Genomic DNA, 19,496 nt, shown 5'->3' with positions numbered 1-19,496 from the left:
AAATCTGTGGCATATTTAAGATCCTCATCTTTTGGAAATGTCAAATACCTGCTCTGTGCATCCGCTGAAAGAGGGTGCTACTTAGCCAGTCTCTCAACTTGCTACTGGGAATCGAACGTTTAGGGTTTCAGAAGCAGGACTGGGGGTTTGCCCCGTGGGGGACTGTTGCTCAAGCAACCGATAGTAGTATAACTCAAAGAATTGTTGATCGTACCTCAAATCCACAATCGTTACAAAAATCTACAAACTTCAGATGACTGGATTGGGCATCTCTCTGCCGGAACATTTAAGATAAGCCCCTTGTCCCAGATGCTGTAGCTTGGGATAACAACTCCGATAATGCGCCTCGCTCACAAACAACCACATAATACGAGTACGCCGATTCTGGGGCGGTGCGGGGCAAGGAGCATAACCATCAGTGTAAATAATCAGACCATCATAATCCCGATGTTCCTCCAGATACGCCAAAACCGGGCTAAAATCTGTCCCGCCCCGTCCCGTTAACTGAACTTCCCTCTGGGCTCGGCGGAAAGTCATCACGTCAGTTGTAATCTCAGCATCAATAGGATACATTTATGATAAGGAAGGAAATGAGGATTTGCGATCTGTAAATACCAATGCCAAGAAAAATTAGGGAGCTAAAAGCACAAATTGCTCGTGAAGGCTTTGTCTATTTGCCCAAACGCGGTAAAGGGAGTCACGAACGATGGAAACATCCTTTACTCAAAAAAACTTTAACGATTCCTGGGAAAGATGGTGGAGATGTTCCCCCTTATTTAGAAAAACAACTAACACAGTTATTAGCTGAATTAGCTGAAATCGAAACACAACAGGAGAACAAACAAGATGATTCAATATAGTATGCTCGTTCAATGGTCTGAGGAGGATCGGCTTTTTTTAGTGACGATTCCAGAGTTTTCCGATCGCGTTGTTATGCCTTGCGCTCATGGGAAAACACGCGGGGAAGCGATTCAGAATGGGGAAGAAGTTATTGATATGTATTTGGAAGCATGGGAGGTTGAAGGAGAATCGATTCCTCAACCCAGTACGCTGAAAAGTGTTGTCAAACACTAGCAGGCTCTCATTGTGTAGCATTAGCTTTCAGATAGGCCCCCTGCCCCAGATGCTGTAGCTTCGGATAACAACTCCGGTAATGCCCCTCGCTCACAAACAACCAGAGAATACGAGTACGTCGATTCTGGGGCGGTGGGGGGCAAGGAGCATAACCATCAGTATAAATAATCAGACCATCATAATCCTGATGTTCCTCCAGATACGCCAAAACCGGGTCAAAATTCGTCCCACCTCGTCCCGTTAACTGAATCTCCCGCTGGGCAAGACGGAACGTCATCACATCGGTTGTAATCTCAGCATCAAATTGAATCACATCGATCGCAGGCACACCATAATTAAAAAAGCGATTCACCACTGAAAACCCCTGCCGTAGCTCCTCCGTTCCCATCGAGCCACTCACATCAATGGCAAAGAGCAAACGGGTGGTAAAGTCACGACGACTGCCCATATAAGCAAACCCATAACGGCGATTCGGTTTCATCCGGGTTAGCCGCCGCTGTTGGCTGAGGATAGACGTGCGAAACTTCCGCAAAACCGCCCGATAGTCCAGCTTGGGGTGCAGATTCGCCAAAATCTGTTCCCGTAACTTGCCCCCAATGCTGCCCCAACTGTCATTCGCTTGAGCCATTTTCACCAGCTCATCCAAGCGATCGCTCAACAATTCATCTCGATCCCACTGGTTAGTATTTTCAACACCGCTAAGGGTTGGATCGGTATAGACCGAGAGGAGATTTGGGGGGCGTTCGCTGGGGTCTGAAGTCGGCTCAGATTCATCTGCCAATTCGGCTTCAAATGATTCAGATTGATCAGAACCAGACGTTCCAGACCCAGGTGCGACATCAGTTCCCCCCTTCCCTGCTCCCGATTCTCCAGAGACTGCTTCCTCCGGACTGGGGGACTGTTGGTCAAGCAATTTGTGGTAGTAAAACTCGAAGAATTGTTGGTCATAGCTGCGATCGCCAAAGACATCCCGCGCCCGAGGAAACGGCAGTTCGGTTTGCAAATATTCCTGGAGCGTTAAATTGCTGGCAGCATAGCTAATCGCGGAGTGAGCTTGGCGGCGACTGTAGGGGTGTTTCAGAAGAATCCGTAGAGCTTCAAAGCGCAGGGTGGCTTTCAGGTGGCGATCGCTCAACTGCTCAATAAAATCCGGATTGTACTCAATCCGGCCTCGTTGAACGCGAATGGTTTGAATGCGTGGCTCAGAGACTAAGGCGTGACTAGTCCAGGTGGCCAGTAACAGTGGCTCAACCAGCAGCCACTTTTCCACAATCCGAGCAATACGGTGACGGGCGATCGGTTTTATTTTCATATCGCAACCTGTCTCATATAGTTTTTGCTGCAAAAATCTCTGCGGCGCTCAGTTGCAATTCCGGGAAAGCCAAAGACTCAATCCTCTCGTTTCCGGTAAACAGCGCTACCTGATACTCCCCATCCACCAGTTGGTAAACAGAGAGAGTCGGTTGTTTGGGATTGCCTATAAACCGCCGACCGCCTAAACCGAGATAATCCACAATCCAGTATTCGGATATACCCATTTGTTCGTATTCCCCGGCCTTCATCAGATAATCATCTTGCCAGTTTGTACTGACAACCTCTATCGCCAGTCCCACAGAATTTCCCTTAATAATCGATTCTTTCTGCCAACGGGGTTCCTTAGCCAGTTGCGCTTTATTGAGGACAATAATGTCAGGTTGGTAACCGGATTCGTCATGGATCGGTTTCAGCAAGCAATCGCCCGGAATTGCGAAAGGTAATTCGTAACGCTTGATGTGAATTCCCAGTTTTCCGATTAAAAAACCGATAATGGCAGAATGTTCTCCAGTTCCTAAAGGTATTTTGACAATTGCTCCATTATGTAGTTCGTATTTATCGGTCGAGTTTTCCGGATACCAGTCAACAAATTCATCGAATGATACGGGTGTTGTTAAAGTTGCAATCATAGTTATTCAGTACGAGAGATTAAGACAAGAAAGGGTTTGGGGAATAGAGAAGGATTTGGGTTCATACCTTGATCGCCTCCAAATACTCCGACAAGAAATCAATCAGATCCATAGATTCAGCGACAAAGCCCATAGCATCGCTAAATTTGGGGCTTTGAACCAGAGAGGAAAAATGAGCGATCGCCTCCTGTTGTTTAGCCTTACGGAGATACTGGAGATATTTTAACAGATTTTTGCGGGCATTATCTGCTTTTGTTTCGGGGCAATGCCCGGTATTCAGCCAGAGTAATACCCGTTCGTTCAAACTGGCAAAGTCCTGAATTTCCATGTCTTTGAGCTGTCTGGAATACTTAGAATATTGCAACAGTAGTTGCTCCGGGCCCAGACCCCGTTGGGTAGCGAGGCTTTGGCGAAAAGCTATACTAGCCCTACTCCCCACCATGCCAGCAATCAGTTTGAAGTGAATCTCTTCCAGCTTTGTATGGTTGTGAACAAAATCCGATACTTTAGCCCAAGCACGGCGATCGGGAGTTTTGATCAGGCCAGCGGTGGCGATCGCCGCATCCGCATCCGGGTTGTCACCATCAAGATACTCCGGATGCTGTTGAATAAATGTCAGCACCCGTGAATCGATATCCTGCCCGGACGCCCAGAGCAGCCAATCTTCCACCGTCGGCACAAACTCGTAGAGATTGAACCGCGACACCAGAGCCGGATCGAGTTCCGTCAGTTGATATTCTTCCCCCGCATTCACTGCCGCAATGACAATACTGCCAGGGGGGAGGGGTTTACCAGCCAAGGTTTTGTTGAGGGTCAGGTCTTGAACCGCCTGCAAAATTTCGGGGCGAGCCCGGTTAAGTTCGTCCAGAAAAAGCACCACCGGGCGATCGGGGTCAGGCCACCAGTAAGGGGGTAAAAACACCGAACGACCTGTTGTCTCATCTTTATGCAACAAGCCAATCAAATCCCCTGGATCGCTCATCTGACCCAAAAAGAAGGGGATTACGGACAGGTTCTGGCGCTGACGATAGAAATGGCTAATAATTTCTGATTTGCCAATACCATGCTTGCCCACCAGGAGGATATTTTGCTCCGGTGGGGTCAGTTCCAGAACTTGATAGAGTTCGCGGGCATCAATACGAATCATTTAATAATTAATAATTAATAATTAATAATTAATAATTAACAATTAACAACTAATACTTGGTGATTTAAAAATGCAAGCTTCATCGCTTGCTAGCCATCCAATTGTTCATTGTACATTGTTATATCATGTTCGGATAATCAGTTATAAATAAAATTTAAGGACTGACAATACCGACTGTACCAAAGAAATACTGAAATTATCAATACTATTACCCAATATTTCCTCTTTTTCTCCTTTCTTCCCTCCTGACTCCTGACTTCCCCTCCTGGGAGGGGTTAGGGGTGGGTTGACTCCTGACTCCTCACAACAGTTATTTATAAGTATTCAACCGAACATGATATTAATTGTTCATTGATATAACTACAAATCCTGATGACGAATCCATTCAGAACGGCGATAACCACGCTTGAGATGGGTTTTGAAGCGAACGCCGCTGTTATAAGTCTCGCGGAGAGCCTGAATTGCAGTGCGCAATTTGGGTAGCACCTCCTTGAACTGGTTAAAGGGAATCAAAATAGCAAAGTAGTCGTTGTCAGACAGACGAATAATCAGCTTGAGCTTAATAGTATCGACTTCGGTAGCAAAATCAAATCCATCTTCCTTGGCTATTTTACGCACCTGAGCCAAGATAGCTTGCACTTTCAAGTCTTTCTGTTTTTGGCGCTTGGCAGCCTGGGCTTTTTGCTGATCAACCCGCTTCAAAAATGCTTTAACCAGGGCAACTACCTCATCAATGTCTGAAACGGGGGCGGGCGATCGCTTGCTATTTAACTCTACCCAGAGCTGTTGCTCCGGAGTCCTGAACAAATGTAAATGGGTCTCATTTCGATACCAGCGATCGCTTGATTCTTCGAGGAGAATACAACAACAGAGGGTGTTGATGGGGGGCTGGTCTCCGTTTGGTCCGGATAGAATATTATTGTAATGGTAACAGTTATCATTCCGCTTTGCGCCAGCGAGAGGCTCAACTCGCGCCAACAAGTCTTCCACCAGTTTTTTTGCCTGTTCGGGGTCAACGCTGAGGGGTTTTTCCCCCGAAATATTTTCCCGGAGGAGCTTTTGCAAACTTCGTGATGTGATGGACATAAGATAAACAACCTTCTTTAGCTAACATTTGATGACAACAGAAATCACAGCTGGTTTAAAACCTCTCCTTTTAAGGGGAAGGAAAAAAGCGGTCGAGGGATGGTGCCATTCGGAGCGGCTCTGATAAGAGCGGGTCTCCTCGCCATATCCATGAGACCAAGAGAAGAAATAATATTTCCTGATATTCAATTCCGTAAAGGTTTTAACCAGAGGTAATTATCAATTATGAATTAATGAATATTCCTAATTTGAGGTTGAGTAGGGTACTACCTCACCCAACCTACAAAAAATTAAAACTATTTAACTGAAATCGTCAGGAATGATACCCAACTCTCGCAGTTTCGCTAGTAAGCGATCGCTTTGTTTTTTGGCTGCTGCTAACTCTTCTTTAACTGCTGCTACCTCTTGTTCGGCATTGGCAGCTCGTTGTTTAGCTACTGTGGCCTCCTCTTTAGCTGCTGCTGCCTCCTGTTTGGCTTTCTCTTCAGGAGTCGGTATCAAATCTCCTTCTGGGGTCATCCACCGCAACCAGAGTCTATCTCTCTCCTTGTAACTTCCCTGCCACAAACCCAGACTGAGTTCTACCTCCGGAAGCAACAAACGTTCCTCACTTAACTCTGCTCTTTGGTAGCGATCGCCTACTAAATGAAACGCCTGCATTTCATCAGTATAGCGACTGAAGGTAAAATAATAAGGAATTTTCAGAATACTCTCGCAAACTTCCCACTTAGTAGGAGGTTTTCCCGGTTCTCCTAGTGTCTCTCCTAAGTCTTCATCTTCTGTACCCGGAGATAATAACTCGACTACTACCAACGGGTTAATTTTTTCGTCCCAAACTACATAACTCAAGCGCATATCCCGTTCTTGATACCACCTTGGCACTCCCACAACTGCAAACCAGTCTGGGCGTTTGTACCATTTAGGATGTTTGACATCGTAATAAAGATTCATATCGGTGCCACAAAACAATTTATCGGGATACCAGTTGCGCGGTTGGAAAGTTTCGCGCAAAAGTTCAGGTTGAAAGTCATGAAATTCGTCTGGCAAACCAGGTTCCTCCGGATTTTCGCTTGGTAAGTCGTACATGGTAGGCAAAGTTTCCTTTGCTGGCAGTTGTGGTTCATTTTGAACGGATATATTTGTCATATTATTGCTCTCGACATAGTTTTTATAGTTTGAAAAGCTACTCTATCTGCGCGTACTTTTTCCCATGATTACATAATAACACACTATGCTTGATAAATGCGAACAGAGTTGAAAATTTTTGATGTACAGGACTTACGCAAATTCACCTTGAAAACGTCAGATGTAGGGGCGAATGGCATTCGCCCTCAATAGCATTGATTTAGTTTCCGTGCGTAAGTCCTGATCAATCTAAAGTCAGCATTATATTTTGGCTGAAAGCGATCGCCCTACAAAAATAAAGCAGATGAGTGAGGGTTTCTCCATTTACTCAAAATAATGATACAATAGGAAGCATTCCCAAAACATTTATGTTCAGAGAATAATATGACAAAATATCCATATCCCCCACTGGTTTTAGAACCAGAACAGTACGACTCCCTACTTCAATTAGCTACTCAAAAACATCTGACACTCTCTGAAGTAGCTGTGGAAGTAGTGCGTCTGGGATTAGAAACTCTTAAACAAAGAAGCGATAGAATCTCTGGTGAAGGCGATCGCCAATCTCAAAAAGCTTTAGAACGTTTAAATTCTCTCCGAGCAGAAATCGAACAAACTCGTGGCATCTATTCGGGCGATCTGGTTGCGGAAGTTAGAACCGAACGAGAAGAGCAGATGGAGAAAATAATTACATGGGAACTATGAAAATTGTACCTCTCTTAAACAAGAGCGATCGCCTCTTCCCAAACAAACGAGATTTTAAGAGCGACCGCGCAGCGTTGCGGATGCAAAATCGCCTTTTATTCAAGACAGTTGAACCCTACTTCCCGTCACGCACCACTTATTTACTCAATGGTAAGTATTCAAACCGATCTTGATATTCATTGAAAAAGGAAGCACCCGCAATAAGAATTAACTCTGTGAGAATTTCACCAATATTTTTGGATGGATCAATGATAAAAATGCCCGGTATGTGGCGACCTTCTGCCAGATGATCTGCCAGATGTTTAGGCATAGATTTTCGATTGTTTGTCACTAAGATGAAATTATGAGTCTCACACCAAATTAAAATCTCTGGATCGAGAGTTCCTCTGGGAGGAGCGTCTGGATCGCCAATCATTCTGACAACAAGATCAGGCGCTTGGCGCACCAGTTGGGTTCGGTAGAGGGGGGCGATATGTTCATCAAGCAAATATTGGATCGTCATACAGTGTTCCCTGACTCAGTATACTCTTGCTGAACATCTGCTTCTGCCTTTAATTGGCGAAACCTCTGCCGTGCAGGAGAAGGATTACGCATTTGCTCTTCCCGTTGTTGGCGGCAAAATTCTAGCCAGTCAGCTAAGTAAGTTCTGACTTCCTCTTTATTGTGTAAATAGTAGAGGATGGTAGCGTAGACATCTTCCAGGGTAATAGTCTCAAATTGTTCAGCAATTTCTTCGGGAGTTTTAGCACGATAAATGTATTCATAGAGAACACTTTCGATACCAATGCGGCTACCTTTGATGCGGATATCATCAGGAGCTAGGAAATTGAAATAGTCTTGAATTTGCATTATTGCTTATTAAAAAATTACGGCATAATCTCAAAAAATTGACAATGCTTAGGTCGAAATAGCTGAAAGTCTCTTCGATCCAAAGTCAAGACTTTCGTAATTTCCAAACATTCTGCTGCAAGGTACTGATAACTGATAACTGATAACTGATAACTGAATAAAACCATCCTGATTTTTCTCTAATTTCTCCTTGTAAAATTTCCTCAGAATTAGTAGCTAAATCTGGGGAAGCAGCAAATAAACCAATTAAAGGTTCGGTTTCTAAGTTCCTATCTTGATGGCTAAATTCTAGATCGGGTTGGGATTGATAATTAGCAGATTTTGTTTGCTGTTTCATTTGAGCTATGATTTTTTCCATTAGCCATATTTTCTCCTCCAAAGATAAGTTATTAATAGCATTTTCTAGCTGAAGCAATTTAGATGAAACCATTATGATTGTTGTGATATAGAAAATAAATTACAATATAATTTTGATGATTATAACACAATGAGATACTGATAACTGATAACTGATAACTGATAACTGAAGCAAGCGGTATACTCCTAAAAAGAAAAAAACAACTCCACGCCGTAATTGGGGGAATTGCTTTTTGGACAAAATGACTAAGGGTTTTCAGGCCAAACCAAGGGGTAGGGAAGGGGATCCTGGACAGTTGAACTTAGACCTAGAGGGGTATCAGGAGGTGTACCAGGTAGACCCGTTGGGAAGTTGGTTTGGCTCAAAGGCTGCTCATACATTTATTACAGCAAATGGGACGGCGATGATGGGGTAAACAAAGGGAGTGTAGAGGATGCTAATATCATCATGTGATATGGAGGAGGTATCAATCAAACCCTTCTTTGTTAACCTTAACCCACCTACCAGTTTTTATTGTATACCTTTATTACTTCCCACCATCCCATATATTCACCAGTACTATAATTCCCAGTCCTTTGATCCACAGTATATCCCCATTTTATATTTTTATCACCATATATTTTCCCACACTTATCCATCACTTCCCCAAATTTTTTCCATTCCCCATTTCCTAAATCACCTCCATATACATCAATTCCAAAACTTCCATATTTTCCCCCCGCCGTAGTATTATCACCTACCATAAATTCTTTATTATCATACAATCCCAATTGCAAACACAATTCAACCAATTGCAATTTTTCATTATTTCCTTCATTATTCGCACTTTTGTCCAACTCTCCCACTAATGCAGGCCCTTCCTTAACAATGTCCCCTGCATAGGCTGGGGTAGCAACACAAAGACCTACCCACAATAACAGAGTGGCTAAAACACAGCTTAGTAACTTTTTCATTACCTAGCTCCTAAATTAAACTTAACTACACTACAAAAACGATCTAACTATTCATTTTATTACCACAGCAATTATAAAAATATTTTATCAAATTCATAATTTTTTTTTTATGCGATGCGCGCTTCCCTCCCCATCTTACACTTCTTTCCTGGAAGACCTCTCCCCCAACCCCTTTCCTACGAGGACAGGGGAGAATATTCCTTCCCTGTGGCATAGGCTTCCTCCAGGGTAATAGTCTCAAATTGTTCAGCAATTTCTTCAGGAGTTTTAGCACGATAAATGTATTCATAGAGAACACTTTCTATACCAATGCGACTACCTTTGATGCGGATATCATCAGGCGCTAGGAAATTGAAATAATCTTGGATTTGCATCGCTCTTTTTATAATTGGTAATGGATAATTAATAATGGATAATGATTAAGAATTTAAACTTTTAGTAACAAGCCAACTTTTTGAATGCAAAAAGTCTTCAATTTAGTACAAAAGTTAGCAATCAAATAATTATCAATTATCCATTATCCATTATCCATTAATCAAAACTACACCGTCTCCGCCGCAGTAGTCTGCACTGCAGGTTGCGGCTGGAACTGGAACATAGAATAAACCACATTCCGACGAATATCCGTCATCATATCCAAAAACAACTCATAACCCTCACTCTTATACTCAATCAACGGATCTTTCTGCCCATAACCCCGCAAACCAACCGACTCCCGCAACGCATCCATCTGCTGCAAATGCTCTCGCCACAAAGTATCAATTTGCTGCAAAATAAAGAACCTTTCCGCATCTCGCATCAAACCACCACGAATCTGATTAACCTGCGCTTCCTTAATATCATAAGCATTCCTTACCTGCTCGTGCATAAAAGTCTTAATATCATCCATCGACAAATCAAACAACTGTTCCGGTGTTAAATCTGCCAACAAATACACAAACTCCTTCACCTTACTTACCAACTTATCCAACTCCCACTCTTCCGAAGGCAACTCAGGATTAATATACGCTTCCACAATATCATCCATAGTTTGCTCCGCATACTTAATCACCTGCTCTTTCAAATCCCTACCTTCCAATACCCGTCGGCGTTCGGCATAAATTGCCCGACGTTGATTATTCATCACCTCGTCATACTCAAACACCTGCTTCCGCATATCATAATAATAAGTCTCCACCTTCTTCTGAGCACCTTCCAACGAACGAGTCAATAACCCAGATTCAATTGGCATATCTTCCTCAACCCCAAACGCTTGCATCATTCCAGCAACACGATCGCCACCAAAAATCCGTAATAAATTATCGTCCAAACTCAAGAAAAATCTAGTCGAACCAGGGTCTCCTTGTCGCCCTGCTCTACCCCGCAACTGATTATCAATACGCCTTGACTCGTGACGCTCAGTACCAATAACGTGCAACCCACCCAGACTGATCACATTATCATGTTCCTTCTCCGTATAACCTTCATATTCTTTGCGAATCAAATTGTACACCTCCCGTAACTTTTGAATTACCGGGTCTTGAGTAGGAGCTTTTTCCGCAGCGATCGCCACTTTATCTTCCACCACCAACTCAGGTAACGCTCTCTCTCCCCACTCTTGCACAGCAAAACTTACTGTATCCTTCAACATCTTTTCAGTTTGTGGCGACAACTTAACTGGAAAAATTTCTGGCGACACTTTCCAGGTTTTCACCTTCTTCTGTTCGCCAAAACCTTTAGCTGAATTTTGCTTTTTAGCACCTGGTACCCGCATCATACCCATACCATCATCTTCTTCCGGTTTAACAACCCTCGGCATCAGATACTCCCGTACTTTCAACCTTGCCATATACTCAGCATTTCCACCCAAAATAATATCAGTACCTCGACCTGCCATATTAGTAGCAATAGTAACTGTACCCTTACCCCCTGCTTGTGCCACAATTTCTGACTCTCGCTCCACATTTTCTGGTTTAGCATTCAGCAACTGATGGGGAATTTTCAGTTGAGCAAGTAACCTAGAAAGTAACTCTGATTTTTCCACACTGGTTGTACCCACCAAAACTGGGCGACCTGCTGTGTGCATTTCCGCACATTCATTAGCGATCGCTTGCCATTTCCCATTTTCTGTTTTATAAACCACATCTGATAAATCTGCTCTACCAGTTGGTCTATTAGTCGGTACAATAGTCACTTGTAGATTATAAATCTTCTCAAATTCCGTTTCTTCTGTTTTTGCCGTTCCCGTCATCCCCGATAATTTCGGATAAAGTAAGAAGAAATTTTGATAAGTAATAGTTGCCAACGTTTGAGTTTCTGGCTGAATATCCACCCTTTCTTTAGCCTCGATCGCCTGATGCAAACCATCACTCCAACGTCGTCCTGGCATTACTCTTCCCGTAAATTCATCAACAATAACTACTTCCTCATCACGAACAATATAGTTAACATCTTTGATAAATAATTCTTTTGCCTTCAAAGCATTAAATACAAAATGTGCCCAAGGATCTTCCGGGTTATATAAATCTTGTACACCCAATAACTGTTCTGCTTGAGCAAAACCCTCATCGCTCAATAACACATTACGAGCTTTTTCATCTACTTCATAATGTTCTTTTTCTTTATCCAAAGCTGCTGCAATTTCTGCTGCTCTAATATACTTTTCACTAGGTCTTTCTACCTGCCCAGAAATAATCAGAGGAGTCCGTGCTTCATCTACTAATACAGAGTCAACTTCGTCAATAGTGCAAAAATTAAATGGACGTTGTACTACCTCATCCATGCTAGTTGCCATATTATCGCGCAAGTAGTCAAATCCAACTTCACTGTTAGTAGCATAAGTAATATCACAAGCATAATTTCTTTTCCGTTCTTCTGGATTCATTCCCTGTTGAATTAACCCCACAGTTAAACCCAGAAACCGATGCACTTGTCCCATCCATTCCGCATCTCGTCTAGCTAAGTAGTCGTTAACCGTAATTACATGGACGCCTTTACCTGCTAGGCCATTTAAGTATGCTGGTAGGGTCGATACAAGAGTTTTACCCTCTCCTGTTTTCATTTCTGCGATTTGGCCTTGATGCAAAATAATGCCCCCCAAAAGTTGGACATCAAAGTGTCGCATACCCAGCACTCGCTTTCCTGCTTCTCGGACTACTGCAAAAGCTTCCGGTAGAATTTCTTCTAATATTTCTTTTTCTTCCTCCTTAGATGTTGCTTTTTCTAGAGCTTGTCTAAATTCTCCTGTTTTAGCCCTTAGCTCTTCATCTGAAAGTTGTTGAATATCTTCTTCGAGAATATTAATCTCTGTCACCCAAGGTTGAAATTTCTTGAGTTTGCGTGCGTTGGGGTCTCCGAGAAGTTTTTTGAACATAGTTGTTATTTAAGTTAAATTCCAATGATTAATTGCCAAAATGGTTATTTTGCCTACCATTTTTTATAAATTTTGTCAAAATATATTTTTGGTTGTTAAAAAATGGGTATGAATTATTTTATATTTTATTTCGTGCCAGTAGCTTTTATATTATTTTTCAACTCATCCCTACTTCCATTATTTTTGACTTTTAATTTTGAGTTTATAATTAATTATCGTAACTACATTTTTTTTGAGTGTTAGTTGACACTCCACGAGGCTTTAACCCCTGGATTCTAAAGGTTGTAAAAACAGGGGATAAATCCACCTGTTTAAACTACTCATCAGTTGAGGGACTGTCATTGACCCCTACCTCTGAATCATCTATACCCATTACAGATACAACTTTCTTAAGATTCATTGGACAAGAAAAACCAAGCCACTGACCAATATTTTGTGAAGCATTCCAATCAGCATTGCACTGATAACCGTCATACCCGATAAAAGTATGTTTAACTCTCTTACCTATCACACCGTTACGATGGTCTGACCTGCTAGTATATGGTGCTGGTACAGACTCTACTGGTACACCTGCTTTTACTGCTTTGTACCTGGTAAACAGCTCTAACTGATAAAATGCCCAATAGTCTCGGTTTTTACTAGCATCTGACTTAGTTTTTTTTCGTTGCTTTGAGCTTTGTCTAATACCTGACAAATCCTCAAACCGCAATCCCATCTTATAGTCTAATGCCAATTTTACTAATTGCTTGGAAATGACATGATTGATGTGAGTTATAATTCTACGTTCACGTCTTTCAATGTCCTTAATTTTTATCAGTTTCTTAGCTTCTTGAAGTTCTTTGCGTAATTTTTGAAATTTACGTCTTAAGCTTTTTACTTGTTTACCAGTCCAAAACTTACCAAAACTATTAGGTAATGCTGCAACTGCAATATTATTTTGCCCTCTATCTACTCCGATCCAATCATTCACTAATCTAGCATCCGGAACATCCATAGATACGGAGATTAGGGCATACCAAATACCTTTTCTCGACTTAGATATTTTCAGAGAACCTAAGAAAGCTTCTCCATTAATAATCTTCTCTAAAGTTTCTTGGTGTGAAGCTGAATGAACTGTTAGAGGTATCCGTTTTCTCTGACCTCGATATAGACTCAAAGAAATAGTAAATAAATCACCTTGACGACTGACATTATATCCTTGATTATTAACTTCTATTGGTAAGCGTTTAAACTTCTTGACCTTGGTTTGAGCACAAGTATTACGAATAGTTTGATTAATCCACATTGAACCTATTTCAACATGGTGAAAATCCTTGCTCGTATACTTGCGACGCTCTGAAGTATCAACTTTTAGTAATGTATTAGCTACTTCAGTATTGAGCAAAGTCAGGCGCTCAAACTCAGCAGCTTTGCAAGCGTTGAGCCGATAAAAAGGTAACTTGAGTGTCAAGGTTAATTTACTCATGGGATATATTATAGAACAATATTATATGGCTGAGTAGGACACTACGAATGGGAATCCCGTGGCTCATGTAACACCTGCGGGGTTAAAATCGCTTGGACCTCATCTTCGTCAGTTAAAAGTCATCCCTGACTTAACTTTGAGGATTTTATAGATGTCCTAACCTATTTGCGTAGTGCTATAGTATCCGGATAATTAGACATCTCCTAATCAGCTAAAATTACTGTATAGTAGACGTTTTAAATACCTAAAATATGACTTCTAACTTCTGTAGGGGCGAATGGCCATTCGCCCCTACTGACTTTTGACTTTTGACTTTACTCAGGCCATTCTGAGTTGAGAGTCCGAAAGTCAAATTTTGTAGCGCTAGGATGACAAGAAACACAACCCTTAATATTCACATTTTGAGGAAGTTCTACTCTGGGATGAAGTGCTTTGAAATAACGAGAACTAGAAATTCTGTAAGGTATTCTTTCCTCTTGCTGTGATTTGGCACGAGAAGATACTTGTAGGTAATTCCAAATAAGTTGACGAGGTGGATCTACAAGAGTAGGGAGTTGTATACCGTAATGTTGATAATCTTCTAGAATTACTTTCCAACTTTCTGTGGGAAGGACTTGAGGTGGTACTGGAATATGACAAGTAGTACAATTCTCTAAATATAATGACAGTCCTAATTGGTGACGTTTGGGAACCACATCAACATTACTCATTAGTTGAGGCTCAATTTGTGAAATAGTTGTTGCAGTAGAAATTTTTGCCATAACTAAACCACAACTTGCACTCCATAAAAATATAAGTAGTAAAAGTAAAAAAACAGATGGTCGTCGTCTACCTTTATGTATGAGATTAGATATTGGCATGAATATAATCTCTAGTGTTAATAGTTCATAAAAATATAGTCAAATATGACATATCCTTATTTTGCAGCTTTTACCTTGACACTCGTGAACTACAACACCACGCCAGTTGCGTGACTGTCGGGGAACCCGCAAGGGCGCACTGGATCCTCTATCCCATAGCTAAAAGCAAAAGGGAGCTGCTTTTTCTTTTCCTCATTTATTTGATTATCTCCCTGATTCAATTTCTACTTGGTCATAATACAGAGGCTTGGACGTAGGTTCTGATGTGTCTAGAGGTAGCGTGTGAGTCCAGGAATTTCACCCTATTAAAATCAGATCGTTGACTCTTGAGGCTATTTGATTTTCTATCATCACAGACATTGTTAGATTATGTCAATAGTCGCCCCAATTTCTGGAGACCATATGACTATATATGACTACATAAGACTATATTTGTGTTGAATGTTTATGATACTTCATTATTTTTTGTTAGTTTAACTAGCTATCAGCTATCAGGCTAAAAAGGTAGTGCATAGATAATGGTATCTAGAAGCTTGGGTTGTTCATTCCCTTTCCGTTCCGGAATGCTCCGCTTTCCGCGCAAAGCTGACCGCTGAACTGCTGAGGTGCTCAACGCTTTTTAAAGAATCGGAATTGTCATACCTTCTTTTGCTACTAACCCATTGGGAAATACTGACTGGAGAGCAACTTGAACTTCATCCAATAAATTATCATGATGAGAAGGGTCGTGTTGAAACATAACTACTTGTTTGACTCCGGCTTTTTTTGCTATTTCCACACCTACTTGCCAAGTAGAATGTCCCCAACCAATTTTAGGAGATTCAGGATTATAGTATTCTTCATTTGTGTAGGTAGCATCATAAATAAGTAAATCAGCTTTACGAGCTAGATGAAGTACATTTTCATCAAAACGATCTTCATAATGTTCTGTATCTGGACAATAAACTACAGTTTTACCCTGCCAACAAATTCTATATCCAATGGCAAAATTTGGATGATTTAGGGGAGCTGTTTCAATCTCAATATCATCAATCCTAATTACATCTCCAGTGCTAAAGTCATAAAACTTCATCTCAGAACCCATTACCTGTAAAGGAATAGGAAAGTTAGGATTTACCATCTGATCGGATAAACATTCCTTAATTGTAGTCCCATCAGGTGCTATGGCCCCATGTATGTGAAACTTATTGAGTGGCATAAATGCAGGAACAAAAAATGGGAATCCTTGAATATGGTCCCAGTGAGTATGACTAAAGAATATATGAGCTTCCACTGGCATTTGCTTCATTAGGTTTAAACCCAATACTCTTAAACCTGTACCTCCATCAAAAATCAAACGTTTTTCCCCTAAGCGCATTTCTACACAGGAGGTATTACCACCATAGCGAACTGTGCTACTACCAGGGGTAGGTATACTACCTCGTACACCCCAGAATTCAACTACAAACTTGGTTTGCAAGGAGGCTGAGTGAGTATCTATCTCCTCAGATTGTGATCTTGGGGCTGAAGGATCTGAAGACTGCATATTTCTGTGTTTCAGACTTGCGGTTAATACGAATCTGTTAAGAAATTCTTAACTGTCAATTGAGATTATTCTAGCAAAATCAGGTACTAATCATTGCTAGTATATCTTGAAAAAGATAATTTGGTATAGAAAGCTTAACTTTAAATCATAAATTTTTATTGTCTAATTTGAAAGAAGTTATAGTTAAATCTTGATAGCTCTTAGCCTCTTGTAAAATCTTTGTATAACTAAACTATTATTATAAATAGCGAGTTAGTAAATAAATATTTAGTAAGCATTTCTTGCGGAATGCTTCCCTACGGGATGCTACGCAAACGCAAACAGCGGTCAGCGCTTCAGCGCTTCAGCTATTAATTCATTGCCTTTATAGCAGGAATTAGTATTGAGAGATTTAAAGAGAATTAAAAGTCTTGGCAAAAAACTAACCTTGACCTTAGTAATGTATATTCATTATTTATAAAACAGCTAAAAGCTGATTGTGAGCTAGCTGAATGCTGACAATATTTATTCAAAAAATTATAACTTTTCAAGTCAACCAATTCCTATGTCAAACTTAGCGAATAATTAAGTTGTAAAGCCTCTTTTTTATTTAAAGGAGAAACAAGAAAAAAAATTCCTTTGAGTCAATCCTAAGTTGTCTAGTCTCAACGACTAGCTCGTTTTCATACCCCGGTTAAAACACCTATGCTTTCAACGGAAGCTATCTGGTAAAAATCCTATCAATTTATACTTTAAGAAAATCACAAACTCTTATCGAAATCATCAGTGTAAATTCAAAATAATTTTTATGAAATATGAGGAATTGCCAATTCCAAAATCGGAAAAATTAGATTTAGTTCAACTTAAAGAGAAAGTATTAACATGGCTTTCCGTTCATGTTCCAGTCTCTAGGGTCAAACATATTCTTAGAGTAGAAAAAATGGCACAGGAGCTAGCAAACTATTATGCTATAAACCAGGAAAAAGCTCAACTAGCAGCATTGATGCACGATCTAGCTAAATATTTTTCTCCCCAAGTATTATTACAAATTGCTAAGTCAGAGAGTTTAGAAATAGATTTAGTATCAGAAGTCTCTCCTCATTTGCTTCATGCTAATGTTAGTGCAATTGTGGCCAAAAAAGAGTTTGGCATCAAGGATAAGGAGATTTTAGCAGCGATCGCTAATCATACATTAGGAGAGCCAGCTATGAATCAGCTAAGTTGCATAATTTTCCTCGCAGATACTTTAGAGCCTGGTAGAGGTGACAATCCAGAGTTACAGCATTTGAGACAACAAAGCCCAAGAAAATCTCTACCAAACAGTTTGGTTAACCTACGATTATACTATAAAGCATTTGCTCGCGACTAATTATTTGATTCACCCAAAAATTATATTAACTAGAAATTGGTTCTTGAAAAAGGCCCAAAACCCCGAGGATGAACAAAAAATGAAGCAGCAATAAAATCAACAAGATTATGACTAATATAAAGGCTAAAAATCAGTCAACAGAAAGATCCAATACAATACATATATACATACTAAGGAAAAGGAAACAGATAATTTAATGTCGAATTACCCCCATATTCAGTCCTTGTCAACCGAATTAAGTCAGACCAATTCAGAACCCGATGGAACCTTAGAGTTGACATCGACAATAGTTAACGCAGCATTAGACCGTAAAGGAGATAACATTGTTGTGATTAAAGTATCAGAAGTATCTTATTTAGCAGACTACTTCGTAATTATCACAGGTTACTCCAATGTTCAAGTCAGAGCTATATCTCAGGCGATCGCCCAAAAGGTAGAACAAGATAGAGAACTTTATCCTCTAGGGGTAGAAGGCCAAAAGGAAAGTTCTTGGATCTTAATGGATTATGGTGATGTCATAGTCCACATATTGAAGCCCGAAGAACGAGAATTCTACAATTTAGAAGCATTTTGGAGTCATGCAGAAAAAATAGATATTTTATCATTACTCAATTAGGAGCAGGCTGTCAATATGAACTACTTATTTGACTGGCATAAAATATATATGAGGAAAAATTGATTTATGACTAGACAGATAATATCTAGGTCTCCAGTTCCCCCAGAACAACAACCAGTCAACGAATACGAAGAACTAAAAAATTCCTGGTTATTTTGTTGGGTAACATTAGAAAGACTTCAGTATATAAAGAAGTTAGTTTGGGTTTGGCTCTGGAGTTGGTTAGTATCAGGCCCAGTGGCCGCAGCAAGTTTTCCCCCAGAGAAATATTTAATGAAGTTTTTACTGAGTGGGTCAGCAGGTGCAAGCTTAATTCTAATTTTGGTATTATTGCGACTTTATTTAGGTTGGAATTATATACGATCGCGTCTTGCTAGTACCACTGTTTTTTATGAAGAGTCGGGTTGGTATGATGGACAAACATGGCTGAAAACATCAGAGGAAATTACGAAGGATAAGTTAATAGTTAATTATCAAGTTCAGCCACTTCTCAAAAGATTACACAAAACTTTTTATAGTTTGCTGTTAATAATTTGTCTCGGTGGAATAATCTGGGCTTCGATCTAAAATTCACCAGAAATAGTTACAAAAAATTATATAGTAATTTCATTTGAGTTGCGTAAAAAAAACTGGTCGCTTTTAGGCAACAGCTCATCTGGCAACAAGTAAGAAGGTTTGCCAGACTTTTTACTATTAGTAAATAACCAATTATTGTTTGACATCTCATTTGAAAACGCTATAGTAATTTTGGTTATTTTGATTGAGGTAGTCAAGTAATTACCGAATAATTAAGGTTTAAAGCCTCTCCTTTAAAGGAGAAAAAAGCGGTCGAGTCTACAGCAAAGTAACAATAATTGTGCTATAATTAGTGTCATCAGGAGTAGCCGTTCAACTCACAAGTCAAGCGTAATTTCCGATTTGTCGGTAAAATCACAGAAGGTAGCTCGGTGAGTACAGAACTGGACAGTACAAAACGGCGGTGGGTCTCATCGTTGCTGCCTGTGGAGGCGCGCGAGAATCCTCAACCAGCAGAAGCAGGAAGCCCTTTTGCGTGAGGGAGGGAAGCCCTCTTGATCGCCCTAGCTTAACGAGG

General features: G+C 40.7%; 21 protein-coding genes and 1 pseudogene. 7 read left to right on the top strand and 15 right to left on the bottom strand.

Features of this window, described 5'->3' with window-relative positions; all coding sequences use genetic code 11:
- Nucleotides 1-249: 249 nt before the first annotated feature.
- Nucleotides 250-573, bottom strand: a complete 324-nt coding sequence (locus F6K15_RS16425; RefSeq protein ID WP_293062480.1) for a VWA-like domain-containing protein — start codon at nucleotides 571-573, stop codon at nucleotides 250-252.
- A gap of 44 nt (nucleotides 574-617) precedes the next feature.
- On the opposite strand from F6K15_RS16425, the gene F6K15_RS16420 reads away from it, so the two are divergent.
- On the top strand, nucleotides 618-860 hold the full coding sequence (locus F6K15_RS16420; protein WP_293062478.1) for a type II toxin-antitoxin system HicA family toxin: 243 nt from the start codon (nucleotides 618-620) through the stop codon (nucleotides 858-860).
- On the top strand, nucleotides 847-1,074 hold the full coding sequence (locus F6K15_RS16415; protein ID WP_293062476.1) for a type II toxin-antitoxin system HicB family antitoxin: 228 nt from the start codon (nucleotides 847-849) through the stop codon (nucleotides 1,072-1,074). The genes F6K15_RS16420 and F6K15_RS16415 overlap by 14 nt, the downstream gene beginning before the upstream one ends.
- Before the next feature lie 7 nt (nucleotides 1,075-1,081).
- Here F6K15_RS16415 and F6K15_RS16410 read toward each other — a convergent pair whose 3' ends face one another.
- The 5 genes from F6K15_RS16410 to F6K15_RS16390 form a co-directional block, all read right to left on the bottom strand.
- Nucleotides 1,082-2,386, bottom strand: coding sequence for a VWA-like domain-containing protein (locus F6K15_RS16410; protein WP_293062474.1), 1,305 nt, complete (start codon nucleotides 2,384-2,386; stop codon nucleotides 1,082-1,084).
- A gap of 13 nt (nucleotides 2,387-2,399) precedes the next feature.
- Nucleotides 2,400-3,017, bottom strand: coding sequence for a Uma2 family endonuclease (locus F6K15_RS16405; protein ID WP_293062472.1), 618 nt, complete (start codon nucleotides 3,015-3,017; stop codon nucleotides 2,400-2,402).
- Nucleotides 3,018-3,078: 61 nt separating this feature from the next.
- Nucleotides 3,079-4,164, bottom strand: coding sequence for an AAA family ATPase (locus tag F6K15_RS16400; RefSeq protein ID WP_293062470.1), 1,086 nt, complete (start codon nucleotides 4,162-4,164; stop codon nucleotides 3,079-3,081).
- Between the two features lie 360 nt (nucleotides 4,165-4,524).
- Nucleotides 4,525-5,250 carry a hypothetical protein gene (locus tag F6K15_RS16395; protein WP_293062468.1) on the bottom strand — a complete coding sequence of 242 codons (726 nt, stop codon included), beginning with the start codon at nucleotides 5,248-5,250 and terminating at the stop codon, nucleotides 4,525-4,527.
- Nucleotides 5,251-5,550: 300 nt separating this feature from the next.
- Nucleotides 5,551-6,396 (bottom strand): Uma2 family endonuclease, encoded by an 846-nt coding sequence (locus F6K15_RS16390; protein WP_293062466.1) that lies wholly within the window; start codon nucleotides 6,394-6,396, stop codon nucleotides 5,551-5,553.
- 363 nt (nucleotides 6,397-6,759) lie between these two features.
- Here F6K15_RS16390 and F6K15_RS16385 point away from each other — a divergent pair, with 363 nt between their 5' ends.
- Complete coding sequence (locus F6K15_RS16385; protein ID WP_293062465.1) at nucleotides 6,760-7,077, top strand: hypothetical protein; 318 nt, start codon at nucleotides 6,760-6,762, stop codon at nucleotides 7,075-7,077.
- Nucleotides 7,078-7,213: 136 nt separating this feature from the next.
- Here the strand turns inward: F6K15_RS16385 and F6K15_RS16380 are convergent, their stop codons facing one another.
- The 3 genes from F6K15_RS16380 to F6K15_RS16370 form a co-directional block, all read right to left on the bottom strand.
- The gene (locus tag F6K15_RS16380; protein WP_293062463.1) at nucleotides 7,214-7,579 is read right to left on the bottom strand and encodes a DUF5615 family PIN-like protein; all 366 of its coding nucleotides are present in this window, start codon (nucleotides 7,577-7,579) and stop codon (nucleotides 7,214-7,216) included.
- Nucleotides 7,576-7,926: a DUF433 domain-containing protein gene (locus tag F6K15_RS16375; protein WP_293062461.1), complete on the bottom strand. Its 351-nt coding sequence runs from the start codon at nucleotides 7,924-7,926 to the stop codon at nucleotides 7,576-7,578. Before F6K15_RS16375 ends, F6K15_RS16380 begins: the two co-directional genes overlap by 4 nt.
- Before the next feature lie 85 nt (nucleotides 7,927-8,011).
- Complete coding sequence (locus tag F6K15_RS16370) at nucleotides 8,012-8,356, bottom strand: hypothetical protein (RefSeq protein ID WP_293062459.1); 345 nt, start codon at nucleotides 8,354-8,356, stop codon at nucleotides 8,012-8,014.
- A gap of 169 nt (nucleotides 8,357-8,525) precedes the next feature.
- Between F6K15_RS16370 and F6K15_RS16365 the strand changes: the two genes are divergently transcribed.
- A complete protein-coding gene (locus F6K15_RS16365) occupies nucleotides 8,526-8,699 on the top strand; it encodes a hypothetical protein (protein ID WP_293062457.1) in 174 nt (57 codons plus the stop codon).
- Nucleotides 8,700-8,784: 85 nt separating this feature from the next.
- Here the strand turns inward: F6K15_RS16365 and F6K15_RS16360 are convergent, their stop codons facing one another.
- The 6 genes and pseudogenes from F6K15_RS16360 to F6K15_RS16335 form a co-directional block, all read right to left on the bottom strand.
- On the bottom strand, nucleotides 8,785-9,237 hold the full coding sequence (locus F6K15_RS16360; RefSeq protein ID WP_293062455.1) for a hypothetical protein: 453 nt from the start codon (nucleotides 9,235-9,237) through the stop codon (nucleotides 8,785-8,787).
- Between the two features lie 206 nt (nucleotides 9,238-9,443).
- Nucleotides 9,444-9,611: pseudogene (locus tag F6K15_RS16355) on the bottom strand (DUF433 domain-containing protein); the annotation flags it as partial.
- A 167-nt stretch (nucleotides 9,612-9,778) separates the two neighbouring features.
- On the bottom strand, nucleotides 9,779-12,589 hold the full coding sequence (gene secA, locus F6K15_RS16350; RefSeq protein ID WP_293062453.1) for a preprotein translocase subunit SecA: 2,811 nt from the start codon (nucleotides 12,587-12,589) through the stop codon (nucleotides 9,779-9,781).
- A 316-nt stretch (nucleotides 12,590-12,905) separates the two neighbouring features.
- On the bottom strand, nucleotides 12,906-14,054 hold the full coding sequence (locus tag F6K15_RS16345; RefSeq protein ID WP_293062451.1) for a transposase: 1,149 nt from the start codon (nucleotides 14,052-14,054) through the stop codon (nucleotides 12,906-12,908).
- 314 nt (nucleotides 14,055-14,368) lie between these two features.
- On the bottom strand, nucleotides 14,369-14,914 hold the full coding sequence (locus F6K15_RS16340; RefSeq protein WP_293062449.1) for a diheme cytochrome C: 546 nt from the start codon (nucleotides 14,912-14,914) through the stop codon (nucleotides 14,369-14,371).
- A gap of 619 nt (nucleotides 14,915-15,533) precedes the next feature.
- Nucleotides 15,534-16,439: an MBL fold metallo-hydrolase gene (locus F6K15_RS16335; RefSeq protein WP_293062447.1), complete on the bottom strand. Its 906-nt coding sequence runs from the start codon at nucleotides 16,437-16,439 to the stop codon at nucleotides 15,534-15,536.
- 787 nt (nucleotides 16,440-17,226) lie between these two features.
- On the opposite strand from F6K15_RS16335, the gene yqeK reads away from it, so the two are divergent.
- From yqeK to F6K15_RS16320, 3 genes are all read left to right on the top strand, one after another.
- Nucleotides 17,227-17,787: a bis(5'-nucleosyl)-tetraphosphatase (symmetrical) YqeK gene (gene yqeK / locus F6K15_RS16330; protein WP_363268092.1), complete on the top strand. Its 561-nt coding sequence runs from the start codon at nucleotides 17,227-17,229 to the stop codon at nucleotides 17,785-17,787.
- Between the two features lie 196 nt (nucleotides 17,788-17,983).
- Nucleotides 17,984-18,403 (top strand): ribosome silencing factor, encoded by a 420-nt coding sequence (rsfS, locus tag F6K15_RS16325; protein WP_293062445.1) that lies wholly within the window; start codon nucleotides 17,984-17,986, stop codon nucleotides 18,401-18,403.
- Between the two features lie 66 nt (nucleotides 18,404-18,469).
- Nucleotides 18,470-18,970: a CGLD27 family protein gene (locus F6K15_RS16320; protein WP_293062443.1), complete on the top strand. Its 501-nt coding sequence runs from the start codon at nucleotides 18,470-18,472 to the stop codon at nucleotides 18,968-18,970.
- Nucleotides 18,971-19,496 lie beyond the last annotated feature (526 nt).

Source organism: Okeania sp. SIO2B3, from assembly GCF_010672525.1.
In the GTDB taxonomy this organism is placed as follows: Bacteria; Cyanobacteriota; Cyanobacteriia; order Cyanobacteriales; family Microcoleaceae; genus Okeania.
This window is presented reverse-complemented; position numbering and strand designations above follow the sequence as displayed.

What these genes read in the sequence shown, in the direction of transcription:
- F6K15_RS16425 (WP_293062480.1), bottom strand. Translation starts at nt 573, where the DNA reads ATGTATCCTATTGATGCTGAGATTACAACTGACGTGATGACTTTCCGC.
- F6K15_RS16420 (WP_293062478.1), top strand. Translation starts at nt 618, where the DNA reads ATGCCAAGAAAAATTAGGGAGCTAAAAGCACAAATTGCTCGTGAAGGC.
- F6K15_RS16415 (WP_293062476.1), top strand. Translation starts at nt 847, where the DNA reads ATGATTCAATATAGTATGCTCGTTCAATGGTCTGAGGAGGATCGGCTT.
- F6K15_RS16410 (WP_293062474.1), bottom strand. Translation starts at nt 2,386, where the DNA reads ATGAAAATAAAACCGATCGCCCGTCACCGTATTGCTCGGATTGTGGAA.
- F6K15_RS16405 (WP_293062472.1), bottom strand. Translation starts at nt 3,017, where the DNA reads ATGATTGCAACTTTAACAACACCCGTATCATTCGATGAATTTGTTGAC.
- F6K15_RS16400 (WP_293062470.1), bottom strand. Translation starts at nt 4,164, where the DNA reads ATGATTCGTATTGATGCCCGCGAACTCTATCAAGTTCTGGAACTGACC.
- F6K15_RS16395 (WP_293062468.1), bottom strand. Translation starts at nt 5,250, where the DNA reads ATGTCCATCACATCACGAAGTTTGCAAAAGCTCCTCCGGGAAAATATT.
- F6K15_RS16390 (WP_293062466.1), bottom strand. Translation starts at nt 6,396, where the DNA reads ATGACAAATATATCCGTTCAAAATGAACCACAACTGCCAGCAAAGGAA.
- F6K15_RS16385 (WP_293062465.1), top strand. Translation starts at nt 6,760, where the DNA reads ATGACAAAATATCCATATCCCCCACTGGTTTTAGAACCAGAACAGTAC.
- F6K15_RS16380 (WP_293062463.1), bottom strand. Translation starts at nt 7,579, where the DNA reads ATGACGATCCAATATTTGCTTGATGAACATATCGCCCCCCTCTACCGA.
- F6K15_RS16375 (WP_293062461.1), bottom strand. Translation starts at nt 7,926, where the DNA reads ATGCAAATTCAAGACTATTTCAATTTCCTAGCTCCTGATGATATCCGC.
- F6K15_RS16370 (WP_293062459.1), bottom strand. Translation starts at nt 8,356, where the DNA reads ATGGTTTCATCTAAATTGCTTCAGCTAGAAAATGCTATTAATAACTTA.
- F6K15_RS16365 (WP_293062457.1), top strand. Translation starts at nt 8,526, where the DNA reads ATGACTAAGGGTTTTCAGGCCAAACCAAGGGGTAGGGAAGGGGATCCT.
- F6K15_RS16360 (WP_293062455.1), bottom strand. Translation starts at nt 9,237, where the DNA reads ATGAAAAAGTTACTAAGCTGTGTTTTAGCCACTCTGTTATTGTGGGTA.
- secA (WP_293062453.1), bottom strand. Translation starts at nt 12,589, where the DNA reads ATGTTCAAAAAACTTCTCGGAGACCCCAACGCACGCAAACTCAAGAAA.
- F6K15_RS16345 (WP_293062451.1), bottom strand. Translation starts at nt 14,054, where the DNA reads ATGAGTAAATTAACCTTGACACTCAAGTTACCTTTTTATCGGCTCAAC.
- F6K15_RS16340 (WP_293062449.1), bottom strand. Translation starts at nt 14,914, where the DNA reads ATGCCAATATCTAATCTCATACATAAAGGTAGACGACGACCATCTGTT.
- F6K15_RS16335 (WP_293062447.1), bottom strand. Translation starts at nt 16,439, where the DNA reads ATGCAGTCTTCAGATCCTTCAGCCCCAAGATCACAATCTGAGGAGATA.
- yqeK (WP_363268092.1), top strand. Translation starts at nt 17,227, where the DNA reads ATGAAATATGAGGAATTGCCAATTCCAAAATCGGAAAAATTAGATTTA.
- rsfS (WP_293062445.1), top strand. Translation starts at nt 17,984, where the DNA reads ATGTCGAATTACCCCCATATTCAGTCCTTGTCAACCGAATTAAGTCAG.
- F6K15_RS16320 (WP_293062443.1), top strand. Translation starts at nt 18,470, where the DNA reads ATGACTAGACAGATAATATCTAGGTCTCCAGTTCCCCCAGAACAACAA.